The sequence below is a fragment of the Rhodococcus sp. 14-2470-1a genome (assembly GCF_002259425.1).
GTDB classification, from domain to species: Bacteria; Actinomycetota; Actinomycetes; order Mycobacteriales; family Mycobacteriaceae; genus Rhodococcoides; species Rhodococcoides fascians_E.
In genome coordinates this window covers 188,414-211,666 of sequence record NZ_NPFZ01000031.1, presented here as the reverse complement: position 1 = coordinate 211,666, position 23,253 = coordinate 188,414, and the positions used below count along the sequence as shown (strand labels likewise).

Genomic DNA, 23,253 nt, shown 5'->3' with positions numbered 1-23,253 from the left:
TGGCCTACTTCTTGTTGAACACACCGTTCGGGAACACGCCCTGATCGATGACCGTGTCCCGCCACGGTGTCGCGAGCTCTACGAGGCGCGCTGCGCCCTCCTCACCGAGAGCAGCCCAGGGCGCGAGGGCCAAGTCGTTGGTGATGTCCTCCACCAGCTCGCGGAGGTCGTTGCCGTGTTCGGTGAGCGCACCGTCCGCGTCTACGATCTCACGGTCCCGAAGAGAGTCCAGGCCGTCGTTCCACTGTTCGGTCGACCACCCGCGACGCTTCCGAGCGAATTCCTTCTCGAACCCCTTGCCCGTTGCAGTGTGCGTGATGAGCGCCTGAATTCCGCTCAACTCGGCTGTCTGCAATGCCGCGATATGCCCGTCGCCCCGGTGCTCACGGAGAAGCGTCAACGCGTGCCAGAAACGAAGGTGGGGCACCTCGGGCCAGTCGAGCTCGGCGTACGCGGCGTACAGGGGACGTCCGTCGTCGCCGGGAATGTGGCTCGCCGCGATCGATGCCAACTCGGCGGCCTCGGCCATGGCATGTGACGACACCACGTCTTGCCTCAACAGACGGGTGTAGGCGTCACCGACAGCTCGGTAACGGATCTCGACGACTCGTTCCGGCGACACCGCTTTCCACGCCGCGGGTACCAACGGCTCGATCAGTTCACGATTGAAGTTGTAGAACGTTGCGGCCACCACGCCCGCACCGACTGCCCCCAGCGGAGCCGCACGACCGGCGAAGTACGGCGCACGCCCCTCCAGGCCGGCACCCGACAAGGCGTCCTGGGTCTCCCGGACGAAATAGCTCAACGAGTGCAGAAGTTCGAGTGCGCGGGCACACCGGCCGGCAGTGGAAGCATCCATGGGTTGAACCGTAGCGAAAGCCGGTTACTTCAACCCGGCCGCGTCCATTCCGCGCAGCTCCTTCTTCAGGTCCTGGATCTCGTCGCGCAGTCGTCCGGCAAGCTCGAACTGCAACTCGCGGGCGGCGTTCATCATCTGATCGGTGAGATTCTGGACCAAGGCCGCAAGCTCTGCACGCGGCATCGACTTGACGTCCTGGCCCTCGTAGACACCCGAGCTGACGGCCCTGCCCTTCTCCCCCTGCGCACGGCGCCCACGACTCGCGTTGCGCCCGGAGCCGCCGATCTCGACCGACTCCTCGGTGTCCTCGGCTTCCTCGTACACCTGATCCAGGATGTCGGCGATCTTCTTGCGCAGTGGCTGAGGATCGACACCCTTCTCGAGGTTGTACGCGATCTGCTTCTCACGTCGCCGCTCGGTCTCCTCGATGGCATACGTCATCGAGTCCGTCATCTTGTCCGCGTACATGTGGACTTCGCCCGAGACGTTACGTGCCGCACGGCCGATGGTCTGGACCAAGCTGGTGCCGCTCCGCAGGAACCCTTCCTTGTCCGCGTCGAGAATCGCGACCAAGGACACCTCGGGAAGGTCGAGTCCCTCACGAAGCAAGTTGATTCCGATCAGAACGTCGTACTCGCCCAGGCGGAGCTGACGGAGAAGCTCGACGCGCCGGAGGGTGTCGATGTCCGAGTGGAGGTACCGGACGCGGATGCCGAGCTCGAGCAGATAATCCGTCAGGTCCTCGGCCATCTTCTTGGTCAACGTGGTGACGAGGATGCGCTCGTCCTTGTCCGCGCGCTCGCGGATCTCGTGAACCAAGTCGTCGATCTGCCCCTTGGTGGGCTTGACCACGACCTTGGGATCGACGAGACCGGTGGGCCTGATGACCTGCTCGACGAACTCTCCGCCCGTCTGCCCCAACTCGTATTTGCCGGGCGTCGCCGACAGATACACCGTCTGACCGATACGCTGCGTGAACTCTTCCCAGGTCAACGGTCGATTGTCCGTTGCCGAGGGAAGCCGGAACCCGAACTCCACCAAGTTGCGCTTCCTCGACATGTCGCCCTCGTACATCGCGCCGATCTGCGGCACCGTCACGTGGGACTCGTCGATGACGAGAAGAAAATCCTCCGGGAAGTAATCGATCAACGTCGCCGGAGCGGTACCCGGTCCGCGGCCGTCGATGTGACGCGAGTAGTTCTCGATGCCCGAACAGAACCCGACCTGCTTGATCATCTCCAGGTCGTACTGCGTGCGCATGCGAAGTCGCTGGGCCTCGAGCAATTTGCCCTTGTTCTCCAACTCGGCGAGGCGCTCCTCCAACTCCAATTCGATGTTCGCGACCGCCTTCTCCATCCGCTCCGGACCGGCAACGTAGTGCGTCGCCGGGAAAATACGGACGGAATCGACCTGGCGGACGGTGTCACCGGTCAACGGATGCAAGTAGTACAGCGCCTCGATCTCGTCCCCGAAGAACTCGATGCGAACCGCCAGCTCCTCGTAGGACGGGATGATCTCGACCGTATCGCCGCGCACCCGGAACGATCCGCGTGTGAACGCCATGTCGTTGCGCGTGTACTGAACATCCACGAGGAGCCTCAGCAGTGCGTCCCGGGGCACCTCGACGCCGACCTGCAGTTCGATGGAGCGATCCACGTACGACTGCGGGGTACCGAGGCCGTAGATGCAGGACACCGACGCGACCACGACGACGTCCCGCCTGGACAACAGGTTTGCCGTCGCGGAATGCCGCAGCCGCTCGACGTCGTCGTTGATCGACGAGTCCTTCTCGATGTAGGTGTCCGTCTGAGCGATGTACGCCTCGGGTTGGTAGTAGTCGTAGTAGGAGACGAAGTACTCGACCGCATTGTTCGGCAGCATGTCGCGAAGCTCGTTGGCCAGCTGCGCCGCCAACGTCTTGTTGGGCGCCATCACCAACGTCGGCCGCTGCAGCTTCTCGATCAACCACGCCGTGGTCGCCGACTTACCCGTTCCGGTGGCACCGAGGAGGACCACGTCCTTCTCGTCGGCCTTGATCCTGCGTTCCAGCTCGGCGATAGCCGTCGGCTGGTCACCGGCAGGCTTGTGCTCACTGACAACCTCGAACGCCGGACCCGTCCGTTCGATCTCTCCGACCGGACGGTGTTCGGAATGAGCCACCACGGGATGTTCGGATGCAAACGCCATGAAACCAGGGTAGACGCGACCACCGACAGGTTCCTTTCGAGCCGCGTCCAGGTAATTTGTTCACCCATGGACGCACCCGCCGCGGCACCACACGTACACGTCCACCCACCGAAGGTCGAGTACTTCGACGTCGTCGGTCTCACCAACACCGACCCGAAGGGATTCGTGCGCCCGGTGGACGAGTACCGCGTCGAACCGTGGGGCCTCTACATGGCGCGGCCGTCCGACCACCCACAATTCGACTACCTGCAGTCCTGGCTACTGCCCAGCCTCGGGCTGCGCGCCTCGATCTTCCACTACACCCCAGGAAGCGAACGCGACCAGGACTACTACATCGACATCGGCGAGTTCACACCCGGCGTCGACGCCTGGACCTCCGTCGACCACTACCTCGACCTCAGCGTCCGCACCGGACGAGGATTCGACTACCTCGACGCCGACGAACTCCTCGAAGCCAGAGTCGAGGGCCACCTCGACACCGCTACCGCCGACCTCGCAGTCAACCGCTCCGTCCTCGCCGTCGCCGGCCTCGCCTCCCACGACTACGACCTCGACGCCTGGCTCGACTCCCTGGGCATGCCCACGACCTGGCGTCCACGCAACACTTGAGGTCTTGCAGAAGTCGAGGTCTCACGTACGAGGGTTCGGTCCCCTACCGCTCGAACGGATCATCCACACGACTGGAGTGCTTCGGAGGTTCGCTCCAGCGCGGGACGCCATCGCTTGAAAGTTCCATTCATACGGTCTGCCGGCTTGCATGGTCCATTCATGCGGCAGCGGGGAACGAGCTCACTCTCAGGCCTTCCAACCCGTGCGCTCCGCCCATTCCCAGGCGCGCACGTAGGCTCGGTCGAACCAGGGCTCCTTCACGCCGACGTAAGCCTCGATCGCGGACTGGTAATCGGACCGATCCTTGGCCGCGAAATCAGCGGCGCGCTTGATTTCCAGATACTCGGCGGTCGCGTCGACATCGGCGATCAGCCAGTCACGGAAGACGAGCGCGAACTGCTGCCCTGGCCACCCGTCGACGCGGATGTGGATGTTGGCCGTCCGGCCCGGGTCCGCCGAACCGTGGAAACGCTTGGTCCACAACGCAGGATCAGCCTCACCGCCGATTCCGTAGGCGGGCTTGGGGTTGTCCGCGGTGATGTTGGCGTTGCGGGGAAACCCTATCCGACGCAACGGTTCCGCGAGTGCATCCGCGTCGTCGAGACTCGCGACGGTGACCTGGATGTCGATGACGTCCTTGGCGTCGAGACCGGGCACCGCCGTCGAGCCGATGTGATCGATTCTCACAGCTGAACTTCCAGCCGCAACTGCGATGCGCGCCTTGATGCGCTCGGCCTGAGCTGCCCACCGAGGATCTGCCGGAACGAGTTCAGGATGTGTTCTGACGATCACGCCGTCTCTGATGTTCCTCTCGAACGGCACCAGGCGCTCGGTCCACAGATCACGCACCACGTCGTCGAGATCATCCGGAGCGCCGCTGTTGTCGATCCAGATATCCGCCGCCGCGCGGCGTTGTTCGTCCGTTGCCTGAGCAGCAATCCTGGCCCGCGCATCCGTCTCCGGCATCTTCCGCTGGCCTACAAGTCGTTCCACCCGCTCCTCGGCATCGGCGAACACGACAGCGACGAGTTGGAACAGCGCACCCATCTTGCCTTCCACCAGAAGTGGGATGTCCTGAATCACGACGGCATCGTCCGCGGCGCCCTCGATGATTTCGGCAGTACGCTTCCCGACGAGCGGATGGACGATCGAGTTCAACGTCGCGCGAGAGGCATCGTCACCGAATGCCTTGGCCGCCAACGCCGGCCGATCGAGCGAGCCATCGGCAGCCAGAATGTCGTCGCCGAACGCCTCCACCAACTCCTGCAGACCCACAGTCCCGGGCTCGACGACTTCCCGAGCGATCACGTCGGCGTCGACGAGCACCCCGCCCAACTCCGCCAGCCTCTTCGACACGGTCGACTTCCCTGCTCCGATGCCTCCGGTGAGGCCGAGTCTCAACATGTCCCCAGTCTCTCACCGAAACACGCCGAAGCACACCAGCCTCAAATGCACCAGGTTCGGCTCCGTGTCCGTTATCTTCGTCGTGCGAGATAAGTATTTGCCGACCCACTGCTAGCGAAAAGGACTTTCGATGCGAAGCAATCAGATCCAACCGGGTCGGCACCGTCTCGGCATGGAATCGGGAGTTCACGTCATTCTGATCCCCGAGGTTGCCCTGGCGTTGGCCGACCATCGGCGCAACTGGTTCACCAACCTGCTCAGCCCGGCTCGTCACAGCTTCGCGTCCATGCGCAAGCGGACAGGCGCCGTCGCTCAGTGGAGTCCCGCCGTCGCAGGCTGAGCCACCCCGTCGAAACGACGATGGACCCGTATTCCCTCGCGGAATCGGGTCCATTCTTGTTTTCCCGGATGCACCACCTCCCGCCCCTTCGGTGACCGAACGGAACATTCGGTCACTTCAAGTGACCGAACGGCACATTCGGTCTCGAAGGAGGTGGGGCGAACGACGAAGCCCCGGCCCTCGAAGGGAGGGCCGGGGCTGTGGTCACACCCCCAGGGGTGGACAGTGTCTATCAGGCGTTGCCCGACAGCTTCTCACGCAGTGCAGCGAGCTGTGCGTCGCTGGCGAGTGATCCGCCGGTCGATGCCGGAGCGGATGCTGCGGGAGCATCACCTTCGGCGTCGGCAACCTGACCCGACTCGGAGGAGTAGTTGGTGTTGGCGGCTTCGGCAGCTTCGTCCTTGGCCGTCTTCTCCATCTGAGCGGTGTGCATCTTGTGGCGACGCTCTGCCTCGGCGTAGCGGCCTTCCCACTCTTCACGCTGCTTTTCGTAGCCTTCGAGCCATTCGTTGGTCTCGGAGTCGAAGCCCTCGGGGAAGATGTAGTTGCCCTGCTCGTCGTACGAGTCGGCCATTCCGTACTTGGACGGGTCGAACTCTTCTGCGTAGTCCTCGTTGGCCTGCTTGAGGCTCAGCGAGATACGACGACGCTCGAGATCGATGTCGATGACCTTGACGAGTGCATCGTCGCCGACGCCGACGACCTGGTCCGGGACCTCCACGTGGCGCTCGGCCAGCTCGGAGATGTGCACGAGGCCCTCGATGCCCTCTTCGACGCGAACGAATGCGCCGAACGGAACGAGCTTGGTGACCTTGCCGGGCACGATCTGGCCGATCGCGTGGGTGCGAGCGAACTGGCGCCACGGATCTTCCTGCGTTGCCTTGAGCGACAGTGACACGCGCTCGCGGTCCAGGTCGACGTCGAGAACCTCGACGGTGACCTCGGTGCCGACCTCGACAACCTCGGAGGGGTGATCGATGTGCTTCCAGGACAGTTCGGAGACGTGCACGAGTCCGTCGACGCCACCCAGGTCCACGAAGGCACCGAAGTTGACGATGGAGGACACGACGCCCTTGCGGACCTGGCCCTTCTGGAGCTGGTGCAGGAACTCGCTGCGAACCTCGGACTGGGTCTGCTCGAGCCATGCGCGGCGCGACAGGACCACGTTGTTGCGGTTCTTGTCGAGCTCGATGATCTTGGCCTCGATCTCCTTGCCGACGTACGGCTGGAGGTCGCGGACGCGACGCATCTCGACGAGCGAGGCGGGAAGGAAGCCACGGAGACCGATGTCGAGGATGAGTCCACCCTTGACGACCTCGATGACGGTGCCCTTGACGGCCTCGTCCTTCTCCTTGAGCTCTTCGATCGTGCCCCAGGCGCGCTCGTACTGCGCACGCTTCTTGGACAGGATCAGGCGGCCCTCCTTGTCCTCCTTGGTGAGGACGAGAGCTTCGACCTCATCGCCCACGGAGACGACCTCGTTGGGGTCGACGTCGTGCTTGATGGAGAGCTCACGGGAAGGGATGACGCCTTCGGTCTTGTAACCGATGTCGAGCAGAACCTCGTCGCGGTCGACCTTGACGATGGTGCCTTCGACGATGTCACCATCGTTGAAGTACTTGATCGTGGCGTCGATAGCGGCGAGAAAATCCTCTGCGGAGCCGATGTCGTTGACGGCTACCTGCGGTGAGGTTGTGGTTGAGGGCATGTGTTGAGTTGCTCCGGACGGGTTGGGTATCGGTTGATGGATGTTCGGTCGGACTGTAGAACGTAGTTCTGAACAGAACGAGAACCGTATGCGTCGAAAGACACCTACTGCTCGTGATGCAAGAACAGATCGAGAACGAAAATGTTCCCGCGCACCCTCGAACCTCGACGGATCAGGGGCAGCGTGAACACACTCGCGTCAGTAAGGGTACTCGACCAGGTCACAGGTGGGCAAACGCGACAGCACCACGCTCGAGCAATCCAGCTAACGTGTTTCCGGTGACCGACACCCCGCAGTCTCCCGCCGTCCCGGGCCGTGCGCGTATCGACTCCGAGGCAAGCGACCGAGCCAGCCGATCGTGGTGGGATTCCGACGCCGACGAGTACCACCGCACTCACGGGGAGTTTCTGGGTGTCGAGTCCGAACGTGGAGAGTTCGTCTGGTGCCCCGAAGGTCTTCACGAGGGCGACGTGCACCTGCTCGGCGACGTGTCCGGACGAGATGTCCTCGAAGTGGGCTGCGGGTCCGCGCCGTGTGCTCGGTGGCTCGGCGCCCAGGGGGCCCGCGCCGTCGGCCTGGATATTTCGGCAGGGATGCTGCGCACCGGCGTCGATGCCATGGCCGCCGCGGGCGATCACGTTCCGCTGGTGCAGGCGAGCGCCGAGGCGCTTCCGTTCCTCGATTCGAGTTTCGACATCGCATGCTCGGCTTTCGGTGCCGTGCCGTTCGTGGCGAACTCCGCCGGGGTGATGAAGGAAGTCGCGCGCGTACTTCGTCCCGGCGGAATCTGGGTGTTCGCGGTGAACCACCCGATGAGGTGGATCTTCCCCGACGATCCGGGACCGGTCGGACTGACAGCGACGATCCCCTACTTCGACCGAACTCCGTACGTCGAGTTCGATGCCGACGGCGTGCCGACGTACGTCGAGCACCATCGCACGATCGGAGACCGGGTCCGCGAGATCGTCGGCGCCGGACTCGAGGTCGTGGACATCGTCGAACCGGACTGGCCGGAGTGGCTGGACCGCGAGTGGGGTCAGTGGAGCCCACTCCGCGGTCAGCTCTTCCCCGGAACCGCGATCTTCAGCGCTCGGAAACCGAGCTAGAGCAGCTTCGACAGGAACGCCTGCGTCCGCTCGTGCTGCGGGTTGGACAGAACAGATCTCGGGTCGCCCGATTCGACGACGACGCCGCCGTCCATGAACACCAGTTGGTCCGCAACTTCACGGGCGAAGCCCATCTCGTGCGTCACCACGACCATGGTCATTCCGTCGCGCGCGAGTTCTTTCATGACTCCCAGGACTTCGCCGACCAGCTCGGGGTCGAGTGCGGACGTCGGCTCGTCGAACAACATGAGCTTGGGGTCCATCGCCAGTGCCCGCGCTATCGCTACCCGCTGTTGCTGGCCGCCGGACAGCTGGGCCGGGTAGGCGTCGGCCTTGTCCGCGAGACCCACCCGGTCGAGAAGTTCCTTCGCTCGGGCCGTCGCATCCTTTTTCTTGATGCCCTTGACCTGCGTCGGCGCCTCGACGATGTTGTCCAAAGCCGTTCGGTGCGGGAAAAGGTTGAAGTGCTGGAAGACCATTCCGATGTCACGGCGCTGCTGTGCGGCCCTCTTCGGGTGCAGTTCGTAGAGCTTGCCGTTCTTCTCCTCGTACCCGACGAGCTCGTCGTCGACGTACAACCGGCCGGCATTGACCTGCTCGAGGTGATTGATGCACCGCAGGAACGTCGACTTGCCCGATCCCGACGGTCCGACCATGCACAGGACCTGGCCCTTGTCGACCTCGAGGGTGATCCCCTTGAGAACCTGCAGCGCGCCGAAGTTCTTGCACACCTGCTGCGCTTTGACCATCGGACTCACGACGGGCCGCCTTCGCTGGAGCGCTGCACGGGCAACGGCTTGCCACCCTGCGCATCGGCGAGGGCCTGCAACTGGCGACCGGTCAACTTACGAGACACACCTTTCGAGTAATAGCGTTCGAGGTAGAACTGCCCGACCATCAGGATGCTCGTCATCACCAGGTACCACGTGGACGCCACGAGCAGCAGCGGCACAGGCTCGAAGTTCACTCCCGAGATATCACGGGCGCGCCCGTACAGCTCACCCGTGAACGGCACAGCGATGACCAGCGAGGTGGTCTTCAGCATGCTGATCACTTCGTTGCCGGTGGGAGGAATGATCACCCTCATCGCCTGCGGCAACACCGTCCGACGCATCGTCTGGGACCAGGACATGCCGAGTGCCGTCGACGCCTCGACCTGACCTTCACCGACCGAGTTGATGCCGGCGCGCACGATCTCGGCCATGTAGGCGGCCTCGTTGAGGGCCAGCCCGATCACCGCGAACCAGAACGCCGAGTACAGCGACTGCAGATCGAACGTCGCCAGCTGAACGGTGAACGGGATTCCGAGCGCCACCTCGCGGTAGATGACCGGAACCAGTCCCCAGAACGTGAGCTGGACGTAGATCGGGGTCCCGCGAAAGATCCAGAGGTAGATCCACGCGGCACTGCGCAGCACCGGGTTGGGAGACAATCGCATGACCGCGACGACGACGCCCAACACGATCGCGATGACCATCGAGTAGACCAACAGTTGCACGGTGATCCAGACACCGTTGCCGATCCGGCTGTCGAACAGGTAGCGCCCGTACGTGCCCCAACCATAGGCAGGGTTGGTTGCAGCCCCGTACACGAACAGCCCGAACAACACGATGACGATGACCGCGGTGATCCAGCGTCCCGGGTGGCGCAGCGGAATCGCCTTGATCGGCGCCGGATCCGTGCTCGAACCGTCCGAGGATCCGGAACGGCCGGCGCCGGGCGAAGCCGAGGAGGTCACACTAAGTCCTTTCGACGAGTGAGTGCAGCAGACCGCGGATCAGTTGACCGCACCGTTGATCTGCGACTCCTCGATGACGCCCGCCTCGACGCCCCAGTTCTCCGCGATGGTCTGGTACTGACCGTTGTCGATCAGGTGCTGCACTGCCTGCTGCAGGGTTGCCGCCAACGGCGATCCCTTGGCGACCGGGTAACCGTACGGAGCGGAGTCGAACACGTCACCGGCCGCCTCCAGCTTGTCGCCGGTCTGCTTGATGGCGTACGCGGTGACCGGTGAATCGGCGGACATCGCGTCGACACGCCCGAGTACGAGTGCGTTGACGGCATCGTCCTGGCTGTCGTACTTCTCGATCTGGATGGCGGGCTTGCCTGCGGCGACACACGCTTCGCTCTTCGCAGGAACTTCCTCCTGATCCTGGATCGTGGTGGTCTGCACGGCGACCTTCAGCCCGCAGGCGTCCGTCGGGTCGACGCTTCCGCCCGTCTGCTGCGCCCACTGCGTACCCGCGTTGAAGTACGTGGCGAAGTCGACGGTCTGCTCACGCTCCCTGGTGTCGGTGAACGACGACATCCCGACGTCGTACGTACCGCCCTGGATCGACGGAATGATCCGATCGAAGTCGGCTTCCTCGTACTGTGCCGTCACGCCCAACACGCCTGCCACTGCATTCATCAGGTCCACGTCGAAACCGACGATCTTGCCCGAGGAATCCTTGAACTCGTTGGGCGAGTAAGGCACGTTGACACCGACGACGAGAGTCCCTGACGACAGGTTCTTCTCCGGCAGGGTCGCCGCGATCTCGTCGACCTTGGTCACCTCGACAGCTGTCGTCTCGTCGGTTGCGGGTGAAGCACCTTCTTCGGTGTTCTGGGCGCAGCCCGAGAGCAACAGCGCCCCGGCGCCGCCCACTGCCAACAACATCCGAGCGGTCTTCGAGTACGAGCGATCAAACACGAGAAATCCTCCGAAATCCAAACACGATCCAACGCGACAGTCCTGCACGGCCGCACCACGTCGAGCGGTGAGCCGGACCTACGAACCCTAGGCGACGTTCGTCGCCCGTGCTGTCCGGGTAATCGAACAGTAACGCGGGCGCGTCGAACCTCAGGGCATTTTCGTACCTTCGGCGGCCTCGGCACGCGGGGCGCAGTCAGATCCGCAGCGCTCTCGCGAGAACGGTCTCGGTGAACTCACCGGTCGACGCGGTGCCGCCGAGGTCGGCTGTGGCCACTCCGGATTCGAGGGCACCGTCGACGGCGTGCCGGATCCGCCCGGCAGCGTGCGCCAGCCGCGTGTCGCCGTGTCGGGTCGCCAGGCATTCGAGAAGCATTGCGGCAGAGAGGAACAACGCCGTCGGATTGGCTCTGTTCGTTCCGGCGATATCCGGTGCGGATCCGTGCGCTGCCTGCGCCATCACCTTGTTCTCGGACGTGTTCACCGACGGTGCCATTCCCAGCGATCCGGACAGCTCACCTGCGAGGTCGGACAGAATGTCGCCGAACATGTTCTCCGCGACGATGACGTCGAAATCCTCTCCCCGCCGAACGAGGTGGGCAGTCAGAGCGTCGATGTGGTGCTCGTCCACGCTCACATCGGGAAAGCTCGCGGCCACGCCGCGACAGACGTCGCGAAACAACCCCGTGGTCAACGACAGGACGTTGGTCTTGTGCACGATGGTGACGTGCCGCGACCGCGTTCGTGCCAGCACGAATGCTTCTCGGGCGATCCGTTCGCACGCGGCCCGGGTGAACACGCCGACTGCCAGAGCGACGTCCGGCGTCGGCATGAATTCCCCGCTGCCGACGAACATGTTGCGGTCTGCGTAGAACCCTTCCGTGTTCTCGCGGACCACGACGAGGTCCATCCCGTTCGACACCGCCCGGACACCGGGATGAGCCTTGGCAGGGCGGATGTTCGCGTACAGATCGAATCGCTTGCGAATCACACCACCCGGCGTCAACTGAGACCTGAAAGGCTCCGGATACGAAGCGCTGTCGTGCGGGCCGAGTACCCAGGCATCGAGCGCATCGAGTTCCGCGAGCGTGGACTCCGGAACCGGCGTTCCGTGCGACTCGATCGCCGAGTGCCCCAGCGGCAACTCGACCCACTCCACGGCCAGGGCGTGCTCCGCCCCCACAGCGGCGTCGACGACGCGCTGGGTCGCCGGAACGATCTCGTGCCCGATGCCGTCGCCGAGCATCGAGCCGATTCTCACCTTCGTGACTCCGTCGTGTGCCATATCGGCAATCATGACTGACTATGGTTCAGTCTCTCGAATTGCTTCTCGACGAATCCCTCGATGCCGCGGTCCGGCGCGAGTGGCAGATCCTGCTCGACGCCGACCTGCCCAGCCAGGCGCGACACACCGGCGAGTCCAACAGGCCACATGTGACCCTGGCGGTCGCCGACGAAATGGAGGGGTTGGACGCGCGCATCGCGGACGAGTACTTCGCTGTGGAGTTCCAGATTCGGCTCGGGGCTTACGTGCTGTTCCGGGGCAAGCACATCACCCTCGCGCGTGCAGTCGTCCCCTCGAGGAAGCTGCTCGACCTGCACTCTCGAGCGGCAACGATTCTGGGGGACGCCGACGGCAACAGATCCCACACTCAGCCCGGTAAGTGGTCACCACACGTCACGCTTGCACGACGGATGACGCGGGTCGAGCTGGCCGAAGCGCTCGTGCGCCTGGACTCGGCACAACCGGACCTCGTCGGACACACGGTGGCACTGCGTCGATGGGACGGTGACGGCAAGCGTGAGTGGCTCGCGACGCGGCCCGGTCATCAGAACTTGTAGTCACCGAACTGAGTCACCTCGGCATGGGTGTCGGGGGCGTAACCGAGCATCGTCGCGAGGTACACCAGGCTGATCGTGGCCAGGAAAATCAGTGCGATGGTCATGGATGCAAGCCTGCTAGCAGGGGTTCCACACCAACAGTGGCAGATACGACACAGTTCCACGTTTTTCTGCCATACTTGCCGACATGTTGAAACGCGTCGTCGTTCCACTGCTGCCACTGACCGAGCAATTCGAGATGGGTGTCGCCTGCGAGGTGTTCGGCTTCGACAGGTCCGACGAGGGACTGCCCACCTACGACTTCTCTCTGATCGCAGGCGTGGCGGAACCCATCAGATCCCGGTTCGGCTACACCATAGACGTTCCGTACGACCTGTCCCAGCTGGACGACGCCGATCTCATCGTGATTCCGGCGGGAGGTACCCACCTGGCCTCCGACGGCTCCGCGCTGTGCAACTCGGAACTCGACGACACACTGGAACCCCTGCTCGGCAAGTTACGCGCCGCTGTTGCTCGGGGCGCCAAGGTCGCGAGCCTGTGCAACGGCGCTTTTCTTCTCGGCAAAGCAGGATTGCTCGACGGACGGCGATGCACGACGCACTGGCGACACTCGGACCGACTGGCCGCGGAATATCCTCTCGCCGAGGTCGACCGCAACGTGCTCTACGTCGACGACGGAAATGTCCTGACCAGCGCGGGAACGGCTGCCGGCATCGATCTGTGTCTTCATATCGTCCGCAAGGAGCAGGGAAGCGTCGTGGCGAACGGTATCGCGCGACGGATGGTCGTACCGCCGCATCGGGACGGCGGCCAGGCCCAGTTCGTCACCACGCCCCTCCCCGCCGTCGAGGTCGATACCCTTGCGCCACTGCTGGATTGGATGACGGAAAACCTGCATACCGAACTGTCGGTCCAGACATTATCCGCGAGGGTCAACATGTCCGCACGCACGTTCGCGCGCCGGTTCCAGGCCGAAACCGGGACCACGCCCGCCCGCTGGTTGAACGACCAGCGGGTACTGGCGGCGCAACAGCTACTGGAGAACTCGGACCTGTCGATGGATGTCATCGCCGAACGCGTGGGCTTCGGAAATGCCGCTGTGCTGCGGCAACACTTCGTCCGGCTGCGCTGTACGACGCCGAACTCGTACCGACGTACGTTCCGGGCGGCGCCGCAACCTGCATGACCCGGGATGATTTCGAGCCCGGGGCGCGTTGAGGGATCCAGAGAAGCAAACATCGACGAAAGGGCAGGCGTGGCAACACAGACTTTGACTCAGCAGAACTTCGACGAGATCGTCGGCGGCAACGACGTGGTGCTCGTGGACTTCTGGGCGTCGTGGTGTGGACCGTGCCGCCAGTTCGCGCCCACGTTCGAGAAGTCCTCGGAATCCCACCCGGATGTTGTGCACGCCAAGGTCGACACCGAGGCGGAGCAGGGATTGGCGGCCGCTGCCAACATCCAGTCGATCCCCACGATCATGGCGTTCCGTGAGGGCGTCCTGGTCTTCGCGCAGCCCGGCGCACTCCCCGCCGCGGCACTCGAGGATCTGGTGGGACAGGTCAAGGCACTCGACATGGACGAGGTGCGCAAGCAGATCGCCGAGCAGCCAGCCGCCGCTGACAGCGAATAATTCGGACGGCATTGCCGCGTTCAGGGCCGGTCGCAACTGCGACCGGCCCTGAACTGTGTGGTCGAGCGGTGTCCTTGTCGGACGGGGCCGGATAGCGCCTAGTGCGCGGCCTTGTCCCAACTACGCCCCGTACCTACCGACACTTCGAGCGGCACCGACAACGAAATGGCCGACGCCATCTTGTCGCGAACCAGTGCCTCGACCTCGTCGCGCTCGGATTCGACCACCTCGAGCACCAACTCGTCGTGAACCTGAAGCAGCATGCGCGACTTCAGATTCGACGCGCTCAACGACTTGTGCACGTCGATCATCGCAACCTTGATGATGTCCGCAGCCGTGCCTTGGATGGGAGCGTTCAACGCGGCACGCTCGGCAACCTCACGCCGCTGACGGTTGTCGCTGTTGAGGTCCGGCAAGTAGCGGCGACGGCCGTACAACGTGGATGTGTATCCGACCTTCCTGGACTCCTCCACCGCGTTCCGCAGGTAATCACGCACGCCGCCGAAGCGAGCGAAGTACGCCTCCATCTGCTGCTTGGCTTCGTCCGTGGAGATCTTGAGTTGCGCAGCCAACCCGAAGGCGCTGAGCCCGTAGGCGAGCCCGTACGACATGGCCTTGACCCGACGACGCAGCTCCGGGGTGACCTCTTCGATGGGAACACCGAAGGCTCGCGCTCCGACGAAACTGTGCAGATCCTCGCCGGTGTTGAACGCCTCGATCAGACCTTCGTCGCCGGACAGGTGGGCCATGATGCGCATCTCGATCTGGCTGTAGTCGGCCGTCAGCAGCATGTCGTAGCCTTCGCCGACGACGAACCCGTCGCGGATGTGGCGCCCGGCCTCGTTACGAACCGGAATGTTCTGCAGGTTCGGCTCCGTCGAGGACAGGCGGCCCGTCGCTGCGACCGTCTGATTGAACGTCGTGTGGATACGCCCGTCGTCGGAGATGGACTTGAGCAACCCGTCGACGGTCACTTTCATGCGCGTCGCATCACGGTGGTCCAGCAGGAACTTCAGGAACGGATGCTCGGTCTTCTCGAACAAGCCCTGCAGTGCGTCTGCATCGGTGGTGTAACCGGTCTTGGTCTTCTTCGTCTTCGGCATGTCGAGTTCTTCGAACAGCACGACCTGCAGCTGCTTCGGCGAACCCAGGTTGATCTGCTTGCCGATCACCTCGTAGGCGGCATTGGCGGCGTCGGACACCTGCCCGGCGAAGCGGCTCTGGAGTTCCTCGAGGTGGGTGCGATCGACGGCGATGCCCGTCGCTTCGATGTCCGCGAGAACTCCGAGGAGCGGTAGCTCCATCTCGGACAGCAACGACGTCGATTCGATGTCGGTCAGTTCCGAGTCCAGTGCAGCCGCCAGATCGAGTATGGCCTGCGCTCGCAGGATCTCGCCCTCGGCCACCGCGGCTTCGGCGACGTCCTCGGTGTCCAGTAGGGACATCTGCCCTTCGACGGAGTCCTCGGCCCGAAGCTCACGCTTGAGGTAGCGCAGGCACAGATCGTCCAGGTTGAAGCTTCGCTGCCCCGGACGAACGAGGTATGCAGCGAGTGCGGTGTCGCTCGTCAACCCGCCCAGAGTCCATCCCCGACCGCGGAGTGCATGGATGGCCCACTTGGCCTCGTGAAGGGCTTTGGGCTGAGTTTCGTCGGCCAACCATGCCGCGAGCGCTGTCTCGTCCGACGGATCGAGTGAGCTCGTCGTGACGAATCCGCCCTCACCGTCGGACGCGGCGATCGCGATGGACACGGCATCACTGTCGAACGGGCGACGAGGACCGACGACCGACAGTCCGTGGCGCTCACCCGTCGACGCGTGAGCGGCAAGCCACGAGGCGAGCTCTCCGACGGGGACGGCGCCACCCTTGACGTCGAAGCCCTCCTCCGCCTCCGGTTCGGCCGAGGACAACGTGTCGAAAAGGCGGTCACGGAGAACCCTGAACTCCAGGTCGTCGAACAAGCCGTGGATCTTCTCGCGATCCCACGGTGCCAGTTCGAGTTGGTCCGGGGTGTACGGCAACGGCACGTCGCGCACCATTTCGGTGAGCTCGCGGTTGAGGACGACCGAGGACAGGTTGGCGCGCAGTGCGTCACCGACCTTGCCCTTCACCTTGTCGACGTTGTTGACCAGTTCTTCCAGAGAGCCGTACTGCACGATCCACTTGGTCGCCGTCTTCTCGCCGACGCCGGGGATTCCGGGCAGGTTGTCGCTCGGGTCGCCTCGCAGCGCCGCGAAGTCGGGGTACTGGGACGGCGACAACCCGTACTTCGTGGTCACTTCCTCCGGGGTGAACCGGGTGAGCTCCGAAACCCCCTTCTTGGGGTAGAGCACGGTCACGTTGTCGGTGACGAGCTGCAGCGAGTCGCGGTCACCGGTCACGACGAGCACGCGGTAGCCGAGCGCTTCGGCCTGAGTGACCAACGTGGCGATGATGTCGTCGGCCTCGAAACCCGGCTCGGCCATGACCGGGATACCCATTGCGCCCAGGACGTCCTTCGTGATGTCCACCTGGCCGGCGAACTCGTCGGGAGTCTTGCTGCGGTTGGCCTTGTAGTCCGGGAATCGCTCGGCGCGAAACGTCTGCCGAGAGACGTCGAAGGCTGCGGCGATGTGCGTCGGCTTCTCGTCCCGGAGGAGGTTGATCAGCATGGAGGTGAACCCGTAGACCGCGTTGGTCGACTGGCCGCTCGTGGTCTTGAAGTTCTCCACGGGCAGGGCGAAGAACGCGCGGAACGCGATCGAGTGACCGTCGATGAGCAACAGCGTCGGTTGCTGACCGTCGGCTGATTTGCCGGTCGAGGGTGCGGATGCGGCACTGGCGTCGGTTACGGGGCTCACGGTTGCCCAGTCTAGGTAGAGGGTCCGACAGCGGCGGGCGCGGATGGGAATGTGCTGCGATTTCGCCTGTTCACGTAGTTCGAAACACAAATGATACTTATCGGAAATTCGAGACGCCGATTTCGTGCGGTTCCAACGGTTAGAGTCCGACAATTGCAAGCAGCCGAGCCCGATCCTGGGCTCACCCCGACAACCGTCCGGAGGACGTGCGTGGCTCCAAATGTTCGATGGACCCGAAGGAAGATCCGAATTCGGTACACAGACCGACGTTCGTTCCGCCTTTTGAGACAGATCCTCATGTTGGCGATACTCGGATCCATAGCAGCAGTGACGTTCGGTGGCACTGCCGCAGCTCAAGAACCGACCCCTACTCCCCCGCCCACCGCGATCTCGGACGCACCGCCCGCCGACGCGGTCGCCGTGAGCGGAAGCCTCAACAACGGCGGTGAACGCCTTGCCGACGTCGATGTGAAGGCACTGGACTCCTCCGGTGACGAGGTGGTTCGCACCACCTCTCAGGACGGAGGCCGCTGGACACTCCAGTTGTCGCCCGGCACATACACATTCGAAGTCGACTCCGAAACCCTTCCGGACGGAGTCAGCGTCCAGGGCTCGGTGGAACGCGACGTGCAGGCCGGACGCGCCAACACCGTCATCTTCTCCTTCGGTGAAGCCAGAACCGCCACGGAAGTGCCGTTCTACGAGAAATTCATCAGGACCACCGTCGACGGCCTTCGCTTCGGTCTGGTCATCGCACTGGCAGCCGTCGGTCTCAGCCTGATCTTCGGCACCACGGGCCTGACCAACTTCGCGCACGGCGAGTTGGTGACGCTCGGCGCCGTGGCCGCGTGGGTCTTCAACGTCAGCATGGGCATACAGCTGATCTGGGCGACGATCCTGGCGATCATCGTCGGCATCGCGATCGGCTGGCTGAACAACACAGTGATCTGGCGACCGTTGCGAAAACGGAAGACCGGCTTGATCGCTCAACTCGTGGTGTCGATCGGCTTGGCCATCGCACTGCGATACCTCATCCTGATCTTCTTCTCCGATCGCGCCGAACCGTTCGCCGACTACCAGGCGCAGACCCAGAACGAATGGGGACCGCTGGCGATCACCAATGTCAACCTCGCCTGCATCGTCATCAGCATCGTCGTCCTCGTCGGCGTCGCGGTGATGCTGCAGCGCACCCGAATCGGCAAGGCGATGCGCGCCGTTGCCGACAATCGTGACCTCGCCGCCTCGTCGGGAATCAATGTCGAGCGCGTCGTCACCTTCGTCTGGTGCATGGGTGGTGGCCTCGCCGCCCTGGGCGGCGTCCTGTTCGGGCTCTCCGAGCTCGGTGGCCGCGTTCAGTGGGAGATGGGCTTCAAGCTGCTGCTCCTGATGTTCGCAGGAATCACACTGGGCGGCTTGGGAACTGCGTACGGAGCCCTCCTCGGCTGCGTCATCGTCGGACTGCTGGTCCAGTGGTCGACGATGATCATCAATCCCGATCTCAAATACATCGGAGGACTGCTCGTCTTGATTCTCATCCTCGTCGTCAGACCCCAGGGCATACTCGGCTCGCGGCAAAGGATCGGGTGACAACGTGGATATCCTCGGAGCACTCCAGGTCTCGCTCGCCCAACTGGTCGGGCCGTCGGCAATTTTCTACGCACTGCTCGCAATCGGCTTGAATCTCCACTTCGGCTACGCCGGGCTGCTCAACTTCGGTCAGATCGGCTTCGCGCTGCTCGGCGGCTACGGCGTCGGCATCATGACGATCACCTACCAGCAGCCTCTGTGGCTGGGCATACTCGTCGGCCTCGGCGCCGCAGGCTTGCTGGCACTCGTCCTCGGCATCCCGACGCTACGGCTGCGCGCCGACTATCTCGCGATCGTCACGATCGCCGCATCGGAGATCCTCAGACTCGTCTTCAGATCGACGGCGTCCGATCCGATCACCAAGTCCACCAACGGTATTTTCGGCTTCGCCGATCCGTTCACCTCTCTCAGCCCGTTCGACTCCGGTAAGCAGTACGCGTTCCTCGGCGTGAAGTTCTACGGTGACGACCTGTGGGCCATGGTGGTCGGATGGTCGCTCGTACTGATCCTCTGCGGATTCATCTATCTGCTCACGCACAGCCCATGGGGCCGCGTTCTCAAGGCCGTCCGCGAGGACGAGGATGCAGCGCGATCGCTCGGCAAGAACGTCTTCGTCTACAAGATGCAGGCTCTGGTCCTCGGCGGCGTCATCGGAGGCATGGGCGGCGTGTTCAACGCCCTGCAGACCAAGTCCATCAACCCGGACTTCTACTCCACCGCGCAGACGTTCTTCGCCTTCGGTGCGTTGATTCTCGGCGGTGCCGCAACAGTGTTCGGCCCGGTACTGGGCGCCATGCTGTTCTGGTTCCTTCTCTCCATCCCCGACGCCATCCTGCGGCAAGCCATCTCGGGTCCCGATCCCCTGCTCAACCTGACCGAACAGCAGGTCGGCGCCACTCGATTCGTACTCCTCGGCATTCTGATCGCCGTGATGATGGTGTTCAGGCCGCAAGGCATTCTCGGCAACAAGCGAGAGGTACAGCTCAATGCCTGACAAGACAACAGCGGACGCACGGCGGCCACTGAGCGCTCAGGAGAGGTCATCGCTGTTCGCCGGAGTCCCCCAGACTCCCGGTGCGGCAAAACCGGATCCGACGCTCGTCGTCGACGGAGTGTCCCGAACCTTCGGCGGCCTTAAAGCAGTCGACGTCGCACACCTCGAGATCCAGCGAGGCTGCATCACCGGCCTCATCGGCCCCAACGGTGCCGGTAAAACCACCTTGTTCAACCTGCTCACCGGATTCGACCGCCCCGACACGGGAACCTGGTCGATGGACGGACAGTCACTGGGCCGGATGCACCCACACCAAGTCGCGCGCAAGGGCGTCGTACGCACGTTCCAGTTGACCAAAGCATTGTCCAAACTCACTGTGCTGGACAACGTTCGTCTCGGCGCCACCGGCCAGCGCGGCGAACGGATCGTCAACACACTGATGCCCTGGACGTGGAAGAAGCAGGAGAAGGAGATCACCGACCGGGCCTACCAACTGCTCGAGCGATTCAAGCTCGACGCGAAGGCCGACGACCTCGCCGGCTCCATGTCCGGCGGGCAACGCAAACTACTCGAAATGGCGCGCGCCCTCATGACCGATCCGGCCGTGGTCATGCTCGACGAACCCATGGCAGGCGTCAATCCCGCACTGACACAGAGCCTCCTGGGTCACATCAAGTCGCTGCGCGACGACGGGATGACGGTGGTGTTCGTCGAACACGACATGGACGTCATTCGCGACATCAGCGACTGGGTCGTCGTGATGGCGCAGGGCAGCGTCATTGCCGAATCCACCCCGGAAGACCTGTCCAACAACGGTGCTGTCGTCGACGCCTACCTCGGAAGCCATCACGACCAGGCCCTCGAATTCGACGAGAACGGCAATCCCGTCGGCGCCACAGCCGAACTGGCCGAAGCGCTGGAACAGGCCGAAGCCGAAGAGCTCGAAGCAGGCGGCGACTTGTCCGAGCCCGAGTTCGTCGCGTCTGCCGACGTCGCAACCGGCAAGCACGCCAAGGAAGAAGACGGCAAATGAGCGAACCGAACACCGACAAACTGACACCCGCCGAATTCGCCGCAACACCGGAAGAACACGCCCGGCTCGCCGAGGGGGCTCTCGTCCGCGCCGACAACCTCGTCGCCGGATACATCCCTGGCGTCAACATCCTCGAAGAGTGCAACTTCTTCCTGAAAGACGGCGAGATCGTCGGCATCATCGGCCCCAACGGCGCAGGAAAATCGACCCTGCTCAAAACACTGTTCGGGCTCATCCCCGTCCGCAAGGGCTCGGTCAGACTCCGCGGAGACAACATCACCTCCGCCGAAGCCCACGTACTGGTCACCAAAGGCGTCGGATACGTGCCGCAGACACAGAACGTCTTCCCGTCACTCACCATCGAGGAAAACCTCGAAATGGGAATCTATCTGCGGCCGAAGAAATTCGCGGAACGCTTCGACTTCGTCAGCGAACTCTTCCCACTCCTCGGCGAACGCAAGAAAGTCAAAGCAGGCGCACTCTCCGGCGGCGAACGACAAATGGTCGCTATGGGCCGTGCCCTGATGATGGAACCATCGGTCCTGCTGCTCGACGAACCGTCCGCAGGCCTCTCCCCCATGTTCCAGGACGAAGTCTTCATCCGCTGCAAGAAGATCAACGCAACAGGCGTCTCCATCATCATGGTGGAACAGAACGCACGCCGCTGCCTCCAGATCTGTGACCGCGGATACGTCCTCGACCAGGGCCGAAACGCCTACACCGACACCGGCACCAACCTCATGAACGATCCCAAGGTCATCGAGCTCTACCTCGGCACCCTGGCGGGAAGCAAAGAGAAGAAATAACTTCCGCACTCCGACAAGACCCGGGCTCACCCCACGAGCCCGGGTCTTGCTGCATTCCCAGGGGCCGTCCTCGTGCTCCCCAGAGCAGACGGGCTCGGGCACGCCCCGTTGCCCAAGGCGGAGCGAACGTGGCGTTCGGTCACTTGGAGTGACCGAACGGTTCATTCGGTCCCAACGGATAACCGCACGGCATGGCCACCGACAGCACGGAACCCCGGTCCAGGTGGACCGGGGTTCCGTGTGTTCTGAGTCAGTACCGAGGACCGATCACTCTCCGACGACGATGTATCCGTCCGTCTTCAGGGTGTTGTCCGGGCCGAAGACCAGGTTGCCGTAGGAACCTGTGGCCGGCTCACCTGCGTCGCTGAAGTTCAGCGCACCGGTGACACCGTCGTAGTCGATGTCGGTTCCAGCCTGGACGAGGGGAAGGCACTGTGCGTAGGTGGTGCACTTCTCGCCGTCCTTGGTGACGCTGTTGATGTTGGCCGCAATGTCCGTGCCCGCCGTCGATTTTGCTTGCTCTGCTGCGAGGGCCGAGATAATGACTGCGTCGTAGGACTCGCCGGCGTAGTTGAAGTCCACCAGCGCGGGGTCGACGGTCTTGAGTCGATCCTGGAAGGCGGTGCCGACGTCGGTGAGCGGGGTGGTTCCGCGCATCGTGTCGAGCAGGCCCGGTGCGACGGATTCGCCGAGGGCGTTGCCCATGTTGCCGTCGACTCCGTAGACGAGAGTGCCGTCCGACGGTCCGATGCCGACCTCGTGCATACGCGTGATGATCTTCGCGGACTCCTCGAAGCCGACGATTGCGACGGCGTCGGGCGCGAAGTTGTTCACGTCGTCGACCTCGGCGTTGAACGACTGTGCGTTGGGGTCGTAGATGATCGACTGGATCTGATCCGACGGAATGCCCGCTGCTTCGAGGTTCTCCACGGTGTTGGCGGCGAGGCCGGTGCCGTAGGGGTCGTTGAGCGCCAGGATGGATACACGCTGCGCACCGTCCTCCGCGATGAGCTGCGAAAGCGCTTGAGCCTGAAGTACATCGGTGGGTGCGGTACGGAAGTACTGGCCCTTGTCCGCGTAGCAGACGAACTGGTCCGAAGTGTTGGCCGGGGAGAACTGTACGACGCCGGCGCTGGCGATCTTGTCGATGACCTTCAGTGACACCGAGGACGATGCCGCACCGACGATGACGTCCGCTCCACCCGCGAGCAGACGGTCGACCGTGGTGTTCGCGGTGTCCGTCGTCGTGTCACCCGAGTCGCCGGGGATGAGCTGAACAGGCTGTCCGAGAACGCCGCCCGCAGCGTTGACCTCGTCGACCGCGAGGCGGACACCCGCGACCTCCGGCGGGCCGAGGAATGCGAGGCTGCCGGTTTCGGGAAGCAGCGTACCGACGACCAGTGGGGTCGTGACGGGGGTCGCCCCTGCCGTTGCCTGATCCGGCGTGCAGTCGGTCGACACCGTTGTCTCTTCTGCCGCCGAACTTCCACCGCTGGCAGAGCTGGAACTGTCTCCCGAGCTGGAATCGTCGCTCGAGGAACAGCCGAACAGTGCCAGTGAAGCAGCACCCAGCACCGCAGCCGTGCGGACATAGGTCCGTTTTGCCATCTAGG

Annotated in this window: 20 protein-coding genes; 10 read left to right on the top strand and 10 right to left on the bottom strand. The window is 63.5% G+C overall.

The window, feature by feature from the left end; genetic code table 11:
• Nucleotides 1-4: 4 nt before the first annotated feature.
• Both CH292_RS20770 and uvrB read right to left on the bottom strand, forming a co-directional pair.
• Nucleotides 5-859, bottom strand: a complete 855-nt coding sequence (locus CH292_RS20770) for a hypothetical protein (RefSeq protein ID WP_094655592.1) — start codon at nucleotides 857-859, stop codon at nucleotides 5-7.
• A 24-nt stretch (nucleotides 860-883) separates the two neighbouring features.
• A complete protein-coding gene (gene uvrB / locus CH292_RS20765) occupies nucleotides 884-3,046 on the bottom strand; it encodes an excinuclease ABC subunit UvrB (protein ID WP_019665820.1) in 2,163 nt (720 codons plus the stop codon).
• Between the two features lie 66 nt (nucleotides 3,047-3,112).
• Between uvrB and CH292_RS20760 the strand changes: the two genes are divergently transcribed.
• Nucleotides 3,113-3,655, top strand: coding sequence for a DUF402 domain-containing protein (locus CH292_RS20760; protein WP_020112038.1), 543 nt, complete (start codon nucleotides 3,113-3,115; stop codon nucleotides 3,653-3,655).
• 186 nt (nucleotides 3,656-3,841) lie between these two features.
• On the opposite strand, the gene coaE is transcribed toward CH292_RS20760, so the two are convergent.
• Nucleotides 3,842-5,059: a dephospho-CoA kinase gene (coaE, locus tag CH292_RS20755; protein ID WP_019665822.1), complete on the bottom strand. Its 1,218-nt coding sequence runs from the start codon at nucleotides 5,057-5,059 to the stop codon at nucleotides 3,842-3,844.
• A gap of 130 nt (nucleotides 5,060-5,189) precedes the next feature.
• Between coaE and CH292_RS20750 the strand changes: the two genes are divergently transcribed.
• Nucleotides 5,190-5,399, top strand: coding sequence for a hypothetical protein (locus CH292_RS20750; RefSeq protein WP_019665823.1), 210 nt, complete (start codon nucleotides 5,190-5,192; stop codon nucleotides 5,397-5,399).
• A gap of 232 nt (nucleotides 5,400-5,631) precedes the next feature.
• Here CH292_RS20750 and rpsA read toward each other — a convergent pair whose 3' ends face one another.
• A complete protein-coding gene (gene rpsA / locus CH292_RS20745; RefSeq protein WP_019665824.1) occupies nucleotides 5,632-7,107 on the bottom strand; it encodes a 30S ribosomal protein S1 in 1,476 nt (491 codons plus the stop codon).
• A 269-nt stretch (nucleotides 7,108-7,376) separates the two neighbouring features.
• Between rpsA and CH292_RS20740 the strand changes: the two genes are divergently transcribed.
• Nucleotides 7,377-8,213: a class I SAM-dependent methyltransferase gene (locus CH292_RS20740; RefSeq protein ID WP_094628870.1), complete on the top strand. Its 837-nt coding sequence runs from the start codon at nucleotides 7,377-7,379 to the stop codon at nucleotides 8,211-8,213.
• Here CH292_RS20740 and CH292_RS20735 read toward each other — a convergent pair.
• The 4 genes from CH292_RS20735 to CH292_RS20720 all read right to left on the bottom strand — a co-directional run bounded on the left by CH292_RS20735 (nucleotide 8,210) and on the right by CH292_RS20720 (nucleotide 12,190).
• Complete coding sequence (locus tag CH292_RS20735; protein ID WP_019665826.1) at nucleotides 8,210-8,962, bottom strand: amino acid ABC transporter ATP-binding protein; 753 nt, start codon at nucleotides 8,960-8,962, stop codon at nucleotides 8,210-8,212. The genes CH292_RS20740 and CH292_RS20735 overlap by 4 nt on opposite strands.
• Before the next feature lie 5 nt (nucleotides 8,963-8,967).
• On the bottom strand, nucleotides 8,968-9,951 hold the full coding sequence (locus CH292_RS20730; RefSeq protein WP_020112037.1) for an amino acid ABC transporter permease: 984 nt from the start codon (nucleotides 9,949-9,951) through the stop codon (nucleotides 8,968-8,970).
• Nucleotides 9,952-9,990: 39 nt separating this feature from the next.
• Nucleotides 9,991-10,872: an ABC transporter substrate-binding protein gene (locus CH292_RS20725; protein WP_094655607.1), complete on the bottom strand. Its 882-nt coding sequence runs from the start codon at nucleotides 10,870-10,872 to the stop codon at nucleotides 9,991-9,993.
• Nucleotides 10,873-11,101: 229 nt separating this feature from the next.
• A complete protein-coding gene (locus CH292_RS20720; protein ID WP_037141962.1) occupies nucleotides 11,102-12,190 on the bottom strand; it encodes an isocitrate/isopropylmalate dehydrogenase family protein in 1,089 nt (362 codons plus the stop codon).
• Nucleotides 12,191-12,210: 20 nt separating this feature from the next.
• Between CH292_RS20720 and CH292_RS20715 the strand changes: the two genes are divergently transcribed.
• The 3 genes from CH292_RS20715 (at nucleotide 12,211) to trxA (ending at nucleotide 14,380) form a co-directional block, all read left to right on the top strand.
• Nucleotides 12,211-12,747 (top strand): 2'-5' RNA ligase family protein, encoded by a 537-nt coding sequence (locus CH292_RS20715; RefSeq protein ID WP_094655591.1) that lies wholly within the window; start codon nucleotides 12,211-12,213, stop codon nucleotides 12,745-12,747.
• Between the two features lie 187 nt (nucleotides 12,748-12,934).
• Nucleotides 12,935-13,933, top strand: coding sequence for a helix-turn-helix domain-containing protein (locus tag CH292_RS20710; RefSeq protein WP_019665832.1), 999 nt, complete (start codon nucleotides 12,935-12,937; stop codon nucleotides 13,931-13,933).
• Between the two features lie 69 nt (nucleotides 13,934-14,002).
• Complete coding sequence (gene trxA, locus CH292_RS20705; RefSeq protein ID WP_019665833.1) at nucleotides 14,003-14,380, top strand: thioredoxin; 378 nt, start codon at nucleotides 14,003-14,005, stop codon at nucleotides 14,378-14,380.
• A gap of 98 nt (nucleotides 14,381-14,478) precedes the next feature.
• On the opposite strand, the gene polA is transcribed toward trxA, so the two are convergent.
• A complete protein-coding gene (gene polA, locus CH292_RS20700; protein ID WP_020112031.1) occupies nucleotides 14,479-17,220 on the bottom strand; it encodes a DNA polymerase I in 2,742 nt (913 codons plus the stop codon).
• Between the two features lie 297 nt (nucleotides 17,221-17,517).
• On the opposite strand from polA, the gene CH292_RS20695 reads away from it, so the two are divergent.
• Genes CH292_RS20695 through CH292_RS20680 form a run of 4 tightly spaced genes read left to right on the top strand, consistent with a single transcriptional unit; the run spans nucleotide 17,518 to nucleotide 21,640 of the window.
• Nucleotides 17,518-18,807 carry a branched-chain amino acid ABC transporter permease gene (locus tag CH292_RS20695; protein WP_019665835.1) on the top strand — a complete coding sequence of 430 codons (1,290 nt, stop codon included), beginning with the start codon at nucleotides 17,518-17,520 and terminating at the stop codon, nucleotides 18,805-18,807.
• 4 nt (nucleotides 18,808-18,811) lie between these two features.
• Nucleotides 18,812-19,801: a branched-chain amino acid ABC transporter permease gene (locus CH292_RS20690; protein WP_019665836.1), complete on the top strand. Its 990-nt coding sequence runs from the start codon at nucleotides 18,812-18,814 to the stop codon at nucleotides 19,799-19,801.
• Nucleotides 19,794-20,834, top strand: coding sequence for an ABC transporter ATP-binding protein (locus CH292_RS20685; protein ID WP_020112030.1), 1,041 nt, complete (start codon nucleotides 19,794-19,796; stop codon nucleotides 20,832-20,834). Before CH292_RS20690 ends, CH292_RS20685 begins: the two co-directional genes overlap by 8 nt.
• Nucleotides 20,831-21,640 carry an ABC transporter ATP-binding protein gene (locus tag CH292_RS20680; protein ID WP_019665838.1) on the top strand — a complete coding sequence of 270 codons (810 nt, stop codon included), beginning with the start codon at nucleotides 20,831-20,833 and terminating at the stop codon, nucleotides 21,638-21,640. The genes CH292_RS20685 and CH292_RS20680 overlap by 4 nt, the downstream gene beginning before the upstream one ends.
• 267 nt (nucleotides 21,641-21,907) lie before the next feature.
• Here CH292_RS20680 and CH292_RS20675 read toward each other — a convergent pair whose 3' ends face one another.
• A complete protein-coding gene (locus CH292_RS20675; RefSeq protein WP_020112029.1) occupies nucleotides 21,908-23,248 on the bottom strand; it encodes an ABC transporter substrate-binding protein in 1,341 nt (446 codons plus the stop codon).
• Nucleotides 23,249-23,253: the final 5 nt, after the last annotated feature.